Source organism: Angustibacter speluncae (assembly GCF_054777815.1).
Genome location: NZ_BAAHAF010000058.1, coordinates 1 through 14,071, shown reverse-complemented (window position 1 = coordinate 14,071; position 14,071 = coordinate 1). Strand labels below are relative to the sequence as shown.

Here is a 14,071-nt window from a genome sequence, read left to right as displayed (position 1 = left end):
GGGCCCGGGGCTGGCGCGCCCGAGGCGCGGTTCCGGTGAGACCGGTCGACAGGCGGCGTAGTGGGGCACCGGGGTCGTGTCGGCTGGCGTCGTCCTGCGCCGGGTGGTTCCGACGGCTGCGTCGTTCTCCGGCGGCTAGTGTCTTTTTCCGACGCTGTCGGCAAAGTCTCTGATCACTGCGCACAACAGGTTGGCGACCCGTTCGCCGTGCTCGCGTTCGATCGGTTCGGCCCAACCGACACCCGGGTCGTGCCGCTGATGCAGGCGAGACGTCCAGATCAGGCTGCTTGGTTCGAGACCTTCTGTTGCGAAAAGGTGCAGGGCTCGCGACGCGCCACCAGGCCAACTTGCGACGTAGCCGGCCAAGAAGGCGTCGATGGTCGCCCAAGACATAGGTCGGACGTACATGCCCGTTCGGGATGGGAACTGCTCGCACAACGCGAGGACATCGTTGCGCTGATCCTCGGTCAGAGTGAGGGGCATGCCACCGAGTATCTGCTGCTCACGGCCTAGCCGCAGCGGCCCTCGGTAGCCGAGGTGAGGTCGACTGGCGGCGATGTGACGCAGAGGACCCACCGAGGCATCCGGCTCGATCGCCGACACTCATCAGCCTGGCTCTTCGCCGCGACCCTTTGCGTGACGCGAACGCGTGCGGGGACGGAGAAGTAGCGCCAAGGCTAAGCCGAGCCATCCAGCCATCGCGAGCGCCGGCCACCACCAGGCCCCGTTCGGCACGGCCGGGATAAACCACCCGAGGAAGATCGCCAGTGGGAAAACGACCGCGAGCGCACGAGTCCGAAGGTCGAGGGGGAATCGGTCCCAGCGCGCCACACGATGAGCATGCCAGCGTGCCGTCAGATGACGGGCGGATGCTTGACGTCTACGCGGCGATGTGACGCGCTGGCTGGATGGCGAGACTGGCGTCGTCTCGGTTGAGTGATCTCCCGGTTGAGTGATCTCCCGGTCGTGTGTCAGGTGGCGGCCGGTGGATCGACCTCGTGGAAGTCGGCGGGCAGCAGGGCAAGAGGTAATCGAAGCGACGTGACCTCAAAGTTGGGCTCGCCCCGGAACAGCAGAGAGAAGACGCAGTCGTCGCCCTCGATGCTGTAACCGTGAGTCAGTACTTCGATCGACCTGCCGTCGCGGAGTTCGACCGTCCAGATCTCGGGAGCAATCGCTAGCTCCAGGGCGCCGTGTATGACCTCCATGCATCAACCATCTCAGGCAGCGAGGGCTCACCTCGTAGTGAATGCGCATCTCAGCTCCTGCCGCGCCGGCTCGCGGCGGAAGGGGCACTTCAGTGAACGGCCGCATCGGTCCGGACGGACACAGTCGCCGATGTCGACCAGGGGCCTTCGATGACCCCATTCGAGCCTCGAACGGCATCGGGTATCGAGCACGACTGCGTGGCCATCCACGACTACGGTTGAGCAATGACCAGGCCACGAAGCGGGTGGGCTCGGCATGCAACATCGATCCTGTTCGGGTCGATCGCGGTACTGGTGCTCATCTACGTCGTGGCGTTTGAGCTATAGGAGTCGACCCCTTGAGGATCCTGGTTCGCGAGGCCACGCGGTCGATGATTCGCCAAGGACTTGCGGTGTTGCAGTCACGGGCGCCGAGGACGGCTCGCGGCGGATAGACGCTGGTCCCCATGTCTTGGCGATGGCCGGCTCGTGCCGCAGAAGCACGTCGTGGTCTGTCGTCGGCCACATGTCGCATTTGCCATCGGGACCAGCGGGATTGTTGAAAGGATGGCGGCGTGCGCCAGGTGTCGCTGCTTCAAGCCGTCCTTGCTTCGGTTGCTGCGCCGCTGTGTTTCGTCGTCGGCGTGTCGTTGCACGTGGCGCTCGGTTCCAACATCTGGTTCTTCGCTGGTGGCGTGGCCGCAGTGATCGCATCCTCGCTGACCGCGTCGATTCCAGGGCGAGTCCTGATGCGGGAGGACGCGGACTTCACCTCGATGTACCGACCCTTGTACTTCCGGAGTGCTGCCCGCGGGACCCGAGTGTCGTGGAAGTGGGCCGCCGCCCCGGCGTGGTTCCTCATGGGGGTCCTGGCGTTGTCATGGATCGCCCTCGTCATGCTCGGCCTCTCCGGTCTGGACACCGACGGAGCCTGACCTGCCACCAATGGCTGTAGCTAGTCCAGGTGTGCCATAACTGGCGCCTCCAGCGAGGACCGCGGCCCCAGTAGTGGCTACCGCCGGCCACGGTCAACGCCCGAATGGGCGGGCAGGGAGCACGTAATTGGGTGATCGACCGGGTGGGACCGGTCCGGGCCGGCTCTGACCGAGTGAGCATCGGAAGAGGTGCTCGCTTCTCCGCGCCCGTTCGGTGATGCTCTGTTCACTTCCGACGCGGCTCGGCGGATTCAAGGGTTGTGCGAAGCGTGTGCCGAACCGCGAAAGATGTGGAAGATCAGGTTCACGTGATGGTTTCGACAGCGCTACCGACGACCAGCAAGGCCAAAGCCGCGCTCGTCGTGAGTCGAAGTAAGGACGACATGACCACCGATGCACACGTGAAGCCGTCCCGCGTCCGAAGCCTCACGCTGGTTTCAGTAGTCATGGGAGCGCTACTCACTGCATGTGGACCGGCTGCACCCACCGATGGCCGGGCGAGTCTCGGCAACGGCGCCGTGGGCACGAGCACGAACGCAGCACCGCCCACTGCATCCGACCGCACCGGGTCGACCGAGCCGCCTGCCACCGAAGCTGGCCTCGGTGCGTCGGCGGCGCCAGACGCGGCGGTGTCCGACCCGATCGACCTCATCGAGGCCCTGACCGATCCATCTGCCATGGCCTATGAGGGTTGCGAAGGCACCCCACCCGTGGTCTGGGCGATGGCGGACTTCTACGCCGGCCATGCAGGGGTAACCGCCACCGAGATGCGTGTCGAACTCGCACGAACGTGCGGACTGCCAGCCGACCATTTCGAAAACCGATCAGCAGCCGAGCTCGAGCTCTCCGAGGCGGAGCTGACACAGTTCCTGACAGCATGGGCAGCCGCGAACGGCTAGGTGGTGATCCACCAGGGCCGACAGCTCCTGGGTCGCAGGGAAGCCATCGAGGCCTGCCATCCTGCTCAGGCCGGCCGCGCTGCACGCCGAGGCCGCTGCGGGCGGCTGAGCGACACGACATGTGGGTCCGCGGTGACTGTGACCACGACGGCAAGGCGCATGCCGTGCGTGTTGACGAGCAGCGACTCGGATCAGGTTCGAGCCCGGTCTACGGCGCCAACCAGTTGCGCGGTCCGCAAGCGGCGGAATGGGCTACGCCGTCGGGCGGCGGCAGGACGCATCTCGGCTGCGCGAGGCCTTCCCGGTTTCCTGGGCCTACGCCACTCCTGGATCGCGCACCTTCGCCAGACCCAAGTGCGGGAGCATCTGACGGTGAGCGCCGATAGCACGGGCCGATACGCGTCGCTTCTGAGGTTCGGGCTGTATGCGCATGCGGCCGCAGTGGAGCTTGGACGAGACCCTCGGGTTCTCTCGCTTGCGCGACTGAAGGACGAGGCCGGCCGGCCGCTGGGAACGGTGACGTGCCAGGACGGGTCGAGCAGGCCGTTCGATCTGCAGTACGCACTCGAGCTTGTCACCACGGAGCCGACACTTCGCGGCGAGATGGACAGGGCGTGGTGCGTGAGCTCGCTAGTGCTCCTGGGAGACCGCTTGGCGGCAGAGGGCTACTACGACCGAGCGCCAGTGTTGGAGATGGTGCGTCACCTGAGGAACGGGATCGCGCACGGAAACCGCTTCACGCTGCGCAACCCGAGCGAGCTCGAGAGGTGGCCCGCGCACACGCGAGATGCTGCATGCCAGTCCTCGGACACCTTCGAGGTCACGCCCGCTCTCGACGGAACCCAAGTGCTGTTTGGGTTCATGCGGCCTGGAGACGTACTTGATCTGCTCATCTCCGTGTCAACTCACCTGCGCGACTACAGCGAAACTTAGACCCGGCTCGCGGCGGAGAGACGCAGCTGCCGGCAATGGACCATCACGCTCGTAGCATCTGAGTGTGCCCAGCATCGAGCGCAGACTGGCCGACGCGTTCTGGGACCTTCGCGACGATCCCTACGACCACCCAGGCCGGCGGAGGGGCGTAACTCCGGAGGACCTGTTCCAGCGACTGGCGGAGTGGGTCGAAGACGCCGAAGGCCGAGGTGTAGAGGTCGACTGGGACGACGTCAGCCGGCGTCTCCTCGCGTGGAGATCGACCGATACTGCGAACTGACGCCCGAACGGTTGCGGCGTTGACCCGACCGAGGCGACTGGCAGCGGATGGGCGCGGTCGTTCTCCAGGCTTGGCGTTGCCGCCTAGGTGCGTCGATCGGGTGGACCCACGGCCGAGGTTTGGTGATCGCGTTCTAAGAGGCGAGACTCATTGGGTGAGTCGGAACCGGATGACGGTGCGCGTAGGCGCAGCCGCACTGACTTTGCTCATGGCGAGCGGGTGCGCGCTCCTGCCCTCTGATCCCGGCACGCCTGAACTGGGGATGGAGATCTTGGACGCGGGCCGGTTCACGGCCTACCTGCCTACCTGCGACAGCAGCCCTATCGTCGCCATCAATGTGAGCAATCGCGGAGCGGTCGTCTGGGAGGCTGAGGTTCGGGACCAGTTCGCTCGTGTAGTGCAGGTGCCGGCGGACGTCAGCCAGGTGCGGGGCGAGCTTCCAACAATCGGCGAGCACATGGTCGAGATTGAGACTGAATACAGCTTCTACGCCGCGGAGTGGAACCCCGAGACCGCAGACTTCTCACGTGGCCCGGTGCTCGCCGGTGAGGAGGTGGCGCCCTCGACTTTCGCTGACCCCGCCCTCTGTGACTGAGGGCGCCGAACCGATCGTCGGGCCAGGCGGACTCCCTGCCGCCGCGTAGGAGAATCCTCAAGGCCCGCAGGTCGGGTGGTCGACTGGCGGCGGTATGCAGCATGGCCCTGACTCGACGGCAGCCTCGATACCCTGCCTGCAGCGCAGGAGTACGCCCGGTGCCCACTACCCGAGGTTTCGGTACCGCCACCAGCCAGGTCCGTCTGGGGAGAACGGTGCGGGCGTGGTGGCTTGCCGGAACCGCTCGTCCAACGCCTCGAGGCGTTTGCCAATGCGAACTTGGCGCCTGCCGCCGCGACGAACGAGCCTCTCTAGGTCGTCGCGAGCATCGAGGCCGTCCGAGCCGTCACATTGTGGGCACCCTGTTTGATGGGTCGCCGCGCCCCGTTCGGCTCGCTCGACGAGCTTTCGCCATTCGCCTAGCAGGAGGTCTGTCCGTGGGCCGTTCTCGGTTCGAGCGGCGCGTGGCCGGTGCGGGATTCCGCGGGCTTCGTAGTGAGTCATCGTGAACGCCGTATCGTGGCGCGATCCGGTGAGGTTGCACTCAGCCTACCGGTCGAGCACGACTCGGCGCCGGGCATAGAAGTAGCCGGCTGGCGGCGGTGTGACGCATCTGGGCGAGCCACCCTGCGCATACCGTCTAGCGTCCACATCGGGTGCCTCGTTACAGCCTGCGCGGCTCGGTTGACGGTCGGTGGCGCATCCGGGAACGTGACGCCATGGATGTCGCGAACGGGTGGGACGGAATCTGGGCATCACTAGCTGGCGGTTTGCTGAGCGCGATCGCGGTCCTAGTTGGTGTCCTCGTCGCCCAGTGGCTGAATGACAAGCGCAAGCACCGGGATGAGATTCGGAGGACAGCGGATGCACTGTTGGTCGAGGTGGCTAACGTCCGCGACGCCGCAGTGCATTCGAGAAGCAAGGCGCGCACCGGGCGTTACGATTTATGGCCCCTCCGGCATCAGCTCTATGTATCGCACTCACTGCGCGACCTGCCTGTCATGCAGGCAACCCAGAACTACTACGACGCAGTATGGGAGTTGAGAAACTGGGTGCGTCACGGTTCCATCTCTCGCGCTGGCCAAGGACCCAAGAGTCCGGAGGACGAGCGTGCCCTTGCCGCGTATCAGCAAGCCATCGAAGAGTGGGCTAGCCACTTAATCCAGGCATTGCAGGCACTCCCGACTCGGTTGACTGACGAGGTGTCGAGCGGCCCGCAGCGTCCCGCTCTACCAAACTAAGTGTGCTGGTTGGGGGCTGCTGCCTGCCTCGCGGTCGAGCTCTATGCGTGCCCCCCGGCGCGACACGCGGCGGAGCAGGTCGGAGCGCGGCGCCGTCGCAGTGCAGGAACGTGGACCGGTTGAGTCCGGCTGCGGATGCTCTCGAATCGAATAGATGATTGTTGGGGTCTATTAGTGCCATCGCAGCCAACCGGCCACCACGGCGAAAAGCAGAGCGAGACGCTGGTCAGGTTGATCATCGAACGCAGCTTGGGGGCTCGGGTGTGCTGCTACGACGACCGCGACGGCAACAGCAAGCCAGATGCCATCATCCACCGACAGGGTGGCGTCCCGCTGGAGATTGTCTCGGACCCTCACAAGGGGGACGTACAACTCCTGAATGCCTTAGGCAAAATCAATGGGAGGGTCGAGATTGCGGGCCTAAGTCAGGGCTACTGGGTGTGCCTGACACACAAGGCACGCGTCAACGACCTCGGATGGTTGGAGCAGTTACTTCATCAGCTTGAAGACCCTGATCAGTGGCACCTGATTCCCCACAGAGCGGACGAGTACGAGTTCATCACTACCCAGGGTTACCTACGTCCTGGCCAGGTCATCCTCACGTCAGGGTCTGGCGGCGGTCGTCCCCTCCCAAGCGCGGCCAACGTTGTCAAAGCAGCGTGCGATTTGCTCGGACAGCCCGCCTACGCGGATGTCGCCCGAAAGTTGGCCGCGTACGGTGGCGCTGAAAGGCACGCAGTCTTGATTGTGGACGAGCAGAAGGACCATTCGTTTGACTGGCTTCGAGTAGCGTCGCCCGGCGACGCTTCGGCCCTTGCTGTACCAGAGCTTGTCGACGACATCACGCACCTGTGGATCACGTCTCGGTACGTGCCCAGCTTGACCGTGGCCTGGTCACGCTCGACCGGCTGGGAAGGCTTCGCATGGTCTGGGGATCACCCAGTCGTCGAACTCAACAGATGGGACGATCCGAGGTGTCCGGACGACCATACGCCGAATGCCTTACGCCGGCCCTAATCGGCTGGAACGCGGTACGCGAGGTCCAGTGCAGTGAGATTGGAGTCCATGCACGCGTCTGCGAGTAGTTCGCGGCGTCGTCTTGCCGTCGTCCTCACTGACCTCGCTGTCACATCGTCCTCGGCGCCGACCGCCTACGCGGCGAAGTGGGGCACCCGCCGGTCGAGTGTCTTCTGTCCGGCGGCGGCGGCAGGGGAGGCACTCCCGTGCTCGGCCGGCAGGCGCCCAGCAACAATCGCGCTTCTGCACCGCGACGAGCGTTGGCGTTCCGCGATGCTAGTGGCGGCAATCGAGCGCCTACTTGGGCGGCACCCGCTAACGTGTCGCCATGTTGAGGTGCACGATCACGCTTGATCTCGGCCCCAGTGCTAGTCCGGCGCAAGTTGAACAAGCGTTCCGAGCCTTCCGAGTGGCAACCGATATCGGTAAGGCAGCCACCGTGAGCCGCCTTCTCCGCACGACTGAAGCGCGGATGAGGTTCCCCACTGTGGACCGTCTGAGACAGATTGAGCAGTCGTGGTCCGCAAGTGACCACGAGATGACTCGGCGGCTGCGAGAATTTCGCACAAGTATGGAGAACCTGCCACGTCGCCTTGGGGGAATTGTTGCACAAGTTGGGGACGAATCGTTCGATTGGGTTCCACCAATAGGATTGTGGCGCCCAAGGTACCTCCCGCAGGGGCGCCATGACCTTGCTGCTTCGAATGTTCTCAGCGGGCGTGGGCTAGACGATCTGGATTCGGACCTGTATCAAGCACTCATCCAGCATGAGATTGATGGGGGGATGCCCGCAGACATTGTCGTGCGTCGTGCGTGGTATGAGAACCCTGCGGGCGAGGAGCTCGTAGCCGCGCGGACCGGTGCAGAAGCATTGGGCAAGGCCGTCTCTACTGTAGAGGTCCTGGCGACGCTGGGACCGAGACGCGCGCAAGCGCGCGCAGAGGCTGACGTCGCCGTAGCAACAGTGGACGATCGCATAGCGCGAGCAGGAGTCGAGCGCGCCTTGGCCGAGGAAGAATTGCGACAGGCACGTCAGAGGACTCGGCGCGAGGATTTCGAGTTCGATCGCGATGTGCGGCGTGAGCGCCTTGAGTTCATTCAAAGTTTACTATCTATGACACCAGTGCAGCAACGTCAAACCATCGTTGAGTCGCTTATTCGCGCAGCGCTGCTGGACGAGGCAACAGCTGCTGGAAATCTTCCCGTCGAGGACGTGGTGGCGCTCTTGGCCTTGAGCGTCGGAGCAACCACCGTTGAAAGTTCCGAAACTCCTGACCCTCCAATTGTCACCGGCGCAGGAGCATAGGCGCGCTCGGTCACTGGGAATGCAGGGGGTCGAAGCACGCCACGCAGGTGAACGCGACATGAGATCAGCGCAGACGAGCGATGGCCGTGGCGAAAAGACGCACGTCGAGAAACTGCGGCGCGCCTAGTCATTATGGGCCATCCGGCTGTTTGCTGCGTTAGCCCCACCGCTGCAATTTCTCTAAGTCACCCCGCAACTTCACGACGGATCCCATGATGTTGTCACCCAGTACCGATCCCCAGATGGGCTGCGGTGAGTCGAGGAACTCAGCCTCCGACATCGGAACGCCCTCGCTGGTCCAGCGCCTCTCACCGATAAATTCCCCAGGCGCGCTCCGGAACGCCAACGGTTCGTCGCTGTAGCGCCATTGAACAAGCGCTACTCGATACTCGTAGCCATCGCACGCGTCGCGGTAGTCGGCATCGTCTGGGATTGCGACGCGGAGCGGCTCCCGAAGTACCTCACGCAAGTAGTGACTGGCTGGATATAGCCAACGCGTACCGTTCCATCGGGGGAACTGGTTCACCATCTCTGGCCGAATCACGCGCATCTCGTGCAGCGCCGAGCTTGCCGCCAGCTTCACCTGCGGATTCTGCCAGTCGCGCCAACGTGCTTCGCGAAGCATCGATACCAGAGCGCTATCGTACTCATAATGCACAGCGGTCACGCCGGCCGCGCGGAGGACGAAGAGTGCAGGCAAATGACGAAGCGATTCCAGGTCATCGTAGAAGACCCCCTCGGGCGGTTGCCGAGTGGACATGAGTATCTGAATCGCTCGTGCCCACAAGGCGCTGTGTTCGTGCCTCCGGTCATAGCGAACCCCATTCACGACCACGTCTAGGGCTGGCTGCGTCTGCGTGAGCAACGACTCAAACAGCGCCTCAGACTGCTCCCCGTCGATCGCGCGAGTCCACCGGAACTCTTTGAGTCGTGTTGCGGTGTCACGAACGCGACCCAGGACGTATTCTTCCAGATCTAGAGCCTTGTTTGGGTCCTGAAGAAGCGTTCGCAGATCGTCGGATGGGGGGCGAACAGCCGGGACGACTTCCGTCTCTGAGGAAGCGGCGAGCGACGTGAGCGGGAGAGCGGATACCAGCGACGGTGAAGCACCGAAGTTGCCAGCATCCTGCCAGTCGTCGTGGTCTGTGTGAACGGCCAGACCGGCTGTCCTTAAGCGACTCGCCAACCGGCGGCGCGAGGATGTGTCATCCTTAAGTCGGAGTACGTTTAGCCCTGCCGTGTCGCTCATTGCGCGCACGGCACCCACCTCCACCAAGACAACCCGGTCGCGGTCCAAGGCCATTGCCATGCCAGCCTCGAATACCACGTTGAGGCGGGCTTGGCCGGTGGGCTCTAGCTCGTCGCGCGGATCGTTTGGCTGGTGGTAACGGGGATGCGCCTGCGCGATGTCGTCAGGTGTAAACAGCACGATTACAACATCCGAGTCGCGCATTCCCGCAGAGATCACGTCACCGGTATAGGGAGTTGCAACACCCGTGGCTCGTGAGGCTTCGTCCCAATCGACGACACGGAGATCAAAAGCGCGCAGCAGCTCCACGAGTGCGTCACGCGCAATCATGTCGCGCCCGTGAACGAGGAAGACGCTGCGCATCACGGGTCGAGTTTCGGACGATCGTTGCCGACTCGCGTCCTGTTTCGGTGATTGTCTCGATGACCGGCTGGTCTCAGCCCATTCATCGTCCGAAGACGCTGTGTCAGGTCGCCGACGAGGCTCGTGAATCGGGATCGTGTCGCCATACAGTCGTTCGTAGAGTTCAAAATCGTTCGATGCTAGCCAGCCGGCCAAGTCAACGTAGTCCTCTACTTGGGTGAGGTTGCGGAACTTGACGGACCCGCTTGCGGTCCGAACTTCACCCAGGACGATTGGTAGCACCTCAAGGATCGCGGCCTGATAGTCGTCGTCACCGAAGCTGAGGGCCTTGAAAAGTCGGGGATGGGCATTCAATTGGGAGTCCGTGTTCGTCAAGAGCCCTAGCTCGAGCCACTTCGACTTGTTGAATGTCGCCAAGATCAAGCGAGATAGCGCCAATTTCACCATGTTCTCGCGCTTTGCGTTTGCCATGTGCACCGCTCCCCGTCGTTGGCGTGCGCCGATGCTACGTGCAGACCGGGCCCAACGGGACACACCGTGGAGTGCGTCTAGGTACAAAGCTCAGTTGCGTAGTGTCGACGCTGCCGCATCGGGGCCGAGGTGCGCGTTGTCCGATCGCTGCGCCGCACCTGGCTCCGTGACGCGCCTGACGCTTCATGAACTTTGGTGGCTATAGCAGCTATCGCTGCCCAACCGAGTGGCTAAGTCGCGGCCTAGGAGACACGCTGCAACTGGGCGGATGGACGCACGCCCACACTGGGCGGAAGGGGTCACCTCTCGCGGCTCGCACCGACGCGATCCAGCGGCAGCTGGAGCTCGCGTCGAGCGACCGTCAGACCAAGCGGCGAGGCCCCCGCGACCGGAGTCGCGGGGGCCTCGCGTGGTGGAGCCGCCTAAGGGAATCGAACCCTTGACCTATTCATTACGAGTGAATCGCTCTGGCCGACTGAGCTAAGGCGGCGTGGTCGGAGCCTGGGCCTCGACCGTCGTCGAGCATACCAACCGGGTCGCCTCGGGCCGAACCGGATGCGACCTCACGCCTCGCAGGTGGTGCCGTCCGCGACGATCTCGCCGCGCACGAGCCACGCCTCGACCGAGGCGTCGACGCAGCGCGAGCCCTGACCGTAGCCGGTGTGCCCCTCCCCCTCGCGCGTCAGCAGCACGCCGGCCTCCAGCTGGTCGGCCAGGGCCACCGCCCACTCGTAGGGCGTCGCCGGGTCGCCCGTGGTGCCGATCACGAGCACCGGCGGCGAGCCCGCGGCGGTCAGCGGGCCGGGCGTGCGGGCGGCCGGCACGGGCCACTGCCCGCAGAACGTCTCGCCGTACGCCATGAAGCGGCCGACGAACGGAGCAGCCTCCTCGAGCGCGGCGGCGGTCCGGTCCATGGCCTCGGGCGAGTCGTCGACCGGGTAGTCGGCGCAGTTGATCGACAGGAAGGCCTCGTCGAGGTCGCTCGCGTAGGTGCCGTCGTCCTCGCGGTCGGCGTAGCCGTCGGCCAGCTCGAGCAACCGGGTGCCCCGCTGCTCGTCGATGGCCTCGGTGAGGGCGTCCGACAGCGAGGGCCACGACCGCTCGTCGTACAGCGTCGAGACGACCCCGGTGAAGGCCAGGCCGGCGGTGACCTCGCGTCCCGGCTGGTCGCTCGGCAGCGGGTCGTCGTCGGCGCGCTCGACGACGTCGGCGACCTGGCGCATGGCGTCGTCCTCCCTGCCCGACAGCGGGCAGTCGCCGGCGTCGCCGGCCAGGCACGCGGCCACGTACCCGCGCAGCGCGCGCTCGATGCCGGCCGCCTGGCCGAGCGTCACGTCGGCCGACGAGCTGGCCGGGTCGAGCGCGCCGTCGAGCACGAACCGGTCGACCCGCTGCGGGAACAGGTCGGCGTAGGTGGCGCCCAGCAGCGTCCCGTAGGAGTACCCGAGGTAGTCGAGACGCTCCTCCCCCAGCGCGTCGCGCACGACGTCGAGGTCGCGGGCGGCCGAGACGGTGTCGAGGTGCGGCAGCAGGTCGCCGGTCGACCGCACGCACCCGGCGATGAACGCGTCGGCGGCGGCGCGCAGCTCGGCCTGCGCGGCCGCCGGGTCGGTGTCGGCGTCCGCCACCGTGTCGAAGGCCCGCCAGGCGTCGAGCTCGCGGTCGGAGACGCAGTCGACCCCGCGCGAGGCCCCGACGCCGCGCGGGTCGAAGCCGATGAGGTCGTACGCCTCGGCGACCGGCGCGCCCACGACCGCCTCGCCGTACTCGGTGAGCACGTCGACCCCGGACACCCCGGGCCCGCCGAAGTTCACCAGCAGCGAGCCCTCTCGCTCCCCCGACGCCGGCACCCGCACCAGCGCGATCGCCAGCGTCGGACCGCCCGGCTGCGACCAGTCGACCGGCACCTGCACCCGCCCGCACTGCAGCGGCGGGTCGTCGCAGTCGCGCCAGCCCGGGTCCTGCCCGTAGAGCCGCGCGGCCGCGTCGTCGCTGGCCTGCTCGGTACCGGGCGCCGCCGTCAGGGTGGGAGCGGGCACCGGCGTGGTCTCGGGCAGCGGGTCGGCGAACAGGCTGCAGCCGGACACCGCGAGGACGACTGCCGCAGCCACCGCCACGCGGCGGCGACCGACGGACCTCACGCGATCGACACCAGCTGCACGGCCATCGCCTCGACCACCATGAGCGGGCTGGCATTCGTGACGATGCGCAGCCGCGCCTCGCCGATGGCGTCCATGCGGTGCAGGGTCGTGCGCGGGTCGCTGTCGCGGGCCAGCCGCTGCACCCGGTCGCGCTCGGACCCGTTCACCAACCCGACGTCAGCGCCGAGCTGCACCACCAGCACGTCGCGGTACACCGTGAGCAGGTCGAGCAGCGCGCGGTCGACGGCGTCGCGCTTCACCCGGTTCGCCCGGCGCTTCTGGTCGGCCTCCAGCGCCCTGACCTGGGTGCGGATCGACGGCGGCAGCCGCGACTCGCCCTCGTATCCGAGCGCCCGCAGCAGCGAGGCCTTCTCGCGGGCGTCGCGGTCGGTGGTGGCAGCGGCGGCCTCCTCGTTGGCCACCTCGACCAGCTGGCCCGCCCGCACCACGGCGTCGCCCACCCCACGCACCGAGAACGCCAGGTCGAGCACCTCGCGCCGGCGGATGCGCGCCTGCTCGTCGGTGGCGAGCCGCTGCGCTCGTCCGACGTGGCTCTGCGCGGCCTTGGCCGCGAACGCCGCGAGCGCGGGCTCGGCGCCGCGCGCGACCAGCAGCTCGGCCACCGCCTCGGGCGCCGGGACGCGCAGCCGCACCGGGCGGCAGCGCGAGCGGATGGTGACGAGGACGTCCTCCGGGCTCGGCGCGCACAGCAGCCAGATCGTGGCCGGCGGCGGCTCCTCGATCGCCTTGAGCAGCGCGTTGGCGCCGTCCTCCTGCAGCCGGTCGGCGTCCTCGACCAGCATCACCCGCCACCGCCCGACCGACGGGCGGCGCTGCGCCTGCTGGATCAGGCCGCGGGCGGTCTTGACGTTGATGATCGTGGCCTCGGTGGCCGTGACGAGCACGTCCGGGTGGGAGCCCGCGAGCACGGTGCGGCAGGAGTGGCAGGTGCCGCAGCCCTGCTGCTCGCACTGCAGCGCGGCGGCGAAGGCGCGCGCCGCGGTCGACCGGCCGGAGCCGGGCGGGCCGGTGAACAGCCACGCGTGCGCGGGTGCCACCCCCACGGAGGGCGTCGCCCGCTGCACGGTCGTGCGCAGCTGGCCCACCGCCTCGGGCTGACCGACGACCTGCGACCAGACGCCCTCGGACGCGACGGCGGCAGCCGTCACCGCGGGTCCCAGGGGTCGTCGTCGTCGTCGCCACCGAGGGAGAAGATCTCGTCGTCGAGCCGGCGCGGGCGGGTGCGCTGCGGCCGTGAGGACGGCGAGCGGGCCGGCTCGGGACGGGCGGCAGGACGGGGCCGGACCTCCTCGTGCGGCGCGTGCCGCCCGTGGTCGGGGTGGTCGGCGTGGGCCGCCGGCGTCAGCGGCTCGGTCGACGCCGGGGTGCCGGCGGCGCGCAGCTCCTCGGTGCGGGCGTCCATGTCGTCGCGGGTGCTGACGTGGATGGGGTCG

At 66.5% G+C, this 14,071-nt stretch carries 12 protein-coding genes, 1 tRNA gene and 1 pseudogene; 7 read left to right on the top strand and 7 right to left on the bottom strand.

Features of this window, described 5'->3' with window-relative positions; genetic code table 11:
* Positions 1-135: 135 nt before the first annotated feature.
* Together ACYVKY_RS07045 and ACYVKY_RS07040 are read right to left on the bottom strand one after the other, a co-directional pair.
* On the bottom strand, positions 136-603 hold the full coding sequence (locus tag ACYVKY_RS07045) for a hypothetical protein (protein ID WP_460434265.1): 468 nt from the start codon (positions 601-603) through the stop codon (positions 136-138).
* Between the two features lie 368 nt (positions 604-971).
* Positions 972-1,208: a hypothetical protein gene (locus tag ACYVKY_RS07040; RefSeq protein WP_460434264.1), complete on the bottom strand. Its 237-nt coding sequence runs from the start codon at positions 1,206-1,208 to the stop codon at positions 972-974.
* A 554-nt stretch (positions 1,209-1,762) separates the two neighbouring features.
* Between ACYVKY_RS07040 and ACYVKY_RS07035 the strand changes: the two genes are divergently transcribed.
* The 7 genes from ACYVKY_RS07035 (at position 1,763) to ACYVKY_RS07005 (ending at position 8,393) form a co-directional block, all read left to right on the top strand.
* Complete coding sequence (locus ACYVKY_RS07035) at positions 1,763-2,122, top strand: hypothetical protein (protein WP_460434263.1); 360 nt, start codon at positions 1,763-1,765, stop codon at positions 2,120-2,122.
* A gap of 518 nt (positions 2,123-2,640) precedes the next feature.
* A complete protein-coding gene (locus ACYVKY_RS07030; RefSeq protein ID WP_460434262.1) occupies positions 2,641-3,021 on the top strand; it encodes a hypothetical protein in 381 nt (126 codons plus the stop codon).
* Positions 3,022-3,393: 372 nt separating this feature from the next.
* Positions 3,394-3,954, top strand: a complete 561-nt coding sequence (locus ACYVKY_RS07025) for a hypothetical protein (RefSeq protein ID WP_460434261.1) — start codon at positions 3,394-3,396, stop codon at positions 3,952-3,954.
* A 64-nt stretch (positions 3,955-4,018) separates the two neighbouring features.
* On the top strand, positions 4,019-4,234 hold the full coding sequence (locus ACYVKY_RS07020) for a hypothetical protein (protein ID WP_460434260.1): 216 nt from the start codon (positions 4,019-4,021) through the stop codon (positions 4,232-4,234).
* A gap of 154 nt (positions 4,235-4,388) precedes the next feature.
* Positions 4,389-4,829 carry a hypothetical protein gene (locus ACYVKY_RS07015; protein WP_460434259.1) on the top strand — a complete coding sequence of 147 codons (441 nt, stop codon included), beginning with the start codon at positions 4,389-4,391 and terminating at the stop codon, positions 4,827-4,829.
* Positions 4,830-6,244: 1,415 nt separating this feature from the next.
* Complete coding sequence (locus ACYVKY_RS07010; RefSeq protein WP_460434258.1) at positions 6,245-7,087, top strand: hypothetical protein; 843 nt, start codon at positions 6,245-6,247, stop codon at positions 7,085-7,087.
* 487 nt (positions 7,088-7,574) lie between these two features.
* Positions 7,575-8,393, top strand: coding sequence for a hypothetical protein (locus ACYVKY_RS07005; RefSeq protein WP_460434257.1), 819 nt, complete (start codon positions 7,575-7,577; stop codon positions 8,391-8,393).
* A gap of 157 nt (positions 8,394-8,550) precedes the next feature.
* Here the strand turns inward: ACYVKY_RS07005 and ACYVKY_RS07000 are convergent, their stop codons facing one another.
* From ACYVKY_RS07000 to ACYVKY_RS06980, 5 genes and pseudogenes are all read right to left on the bottom strand, one after another.
* Positions 8,551-10,476, bottom strand: coding sequence for a TIR domain-containing protein (locus tag ACYVKY_RS07000; protein WP_460434256.1), 1,926 nt, complete (start codon positions 10,474-10,476; stop codon positions 8,551-8,553).
* 413 nt (positions 10,477-10,889) lie between these two features.
* A tRNA-Thr gene (locus tag ACYVKY_RS06995) sits at positions 10,890-10,966 on the bottom strand.
* A 73-nt stretch (positions 10,967-11,039) separates the two neighbouring features.
* On the bottom strand, positions 11,040-12,617 hold the full coding sequence (locus ACYVKY_RS06990) for an alpha/beta hydrolase (RefSeq protein ID WP_460434255.1): 1,578 nt from the start codon (positions 12,615-12,617) through the stop codon (positions 11,040-11,042).
* Entirely contained in the window at positions 12,614-13,786 is a 1,173-nt protein-coding gene (locus ACYVKY_RS06985) for a DNA polymerase III subunit delta' (protein WP_460434254.1), read from the bottom strand. Before ACYVKY_RS06985 ends, ACYVKY_RS06990 begins: the two co-directional genes overlap by 4 nt.
* A pseudogene (locus ACYVKY_RS06980) lies at positions 13,783-14,071 on the bottom strand (hypothetical protein); the annotation flags it as partial. The gene ACYVKY_RS06985 and the pseudogene ACYVKY_RS06980, both read right to left, overlap by 4 nt.

Excerpts from the sequence above, each read along its gene's own strand:
- ACYVKY_RS07040 (WP_460434264.1), bottom strand. The coding sequence starts at position 1,208 with ATGGAGGTCATACACGGCGCCCTGGAGCTAGCGATTGCTCCCGAGATC.
- ACYVKY_RS07000 (WP_460434256.1), bottom strand. The coding sequence starts at position 10,476 with ATGGCAAACGCAAAGCGCGAGAACATGGTGAAATTGGCGCTATCTCGC.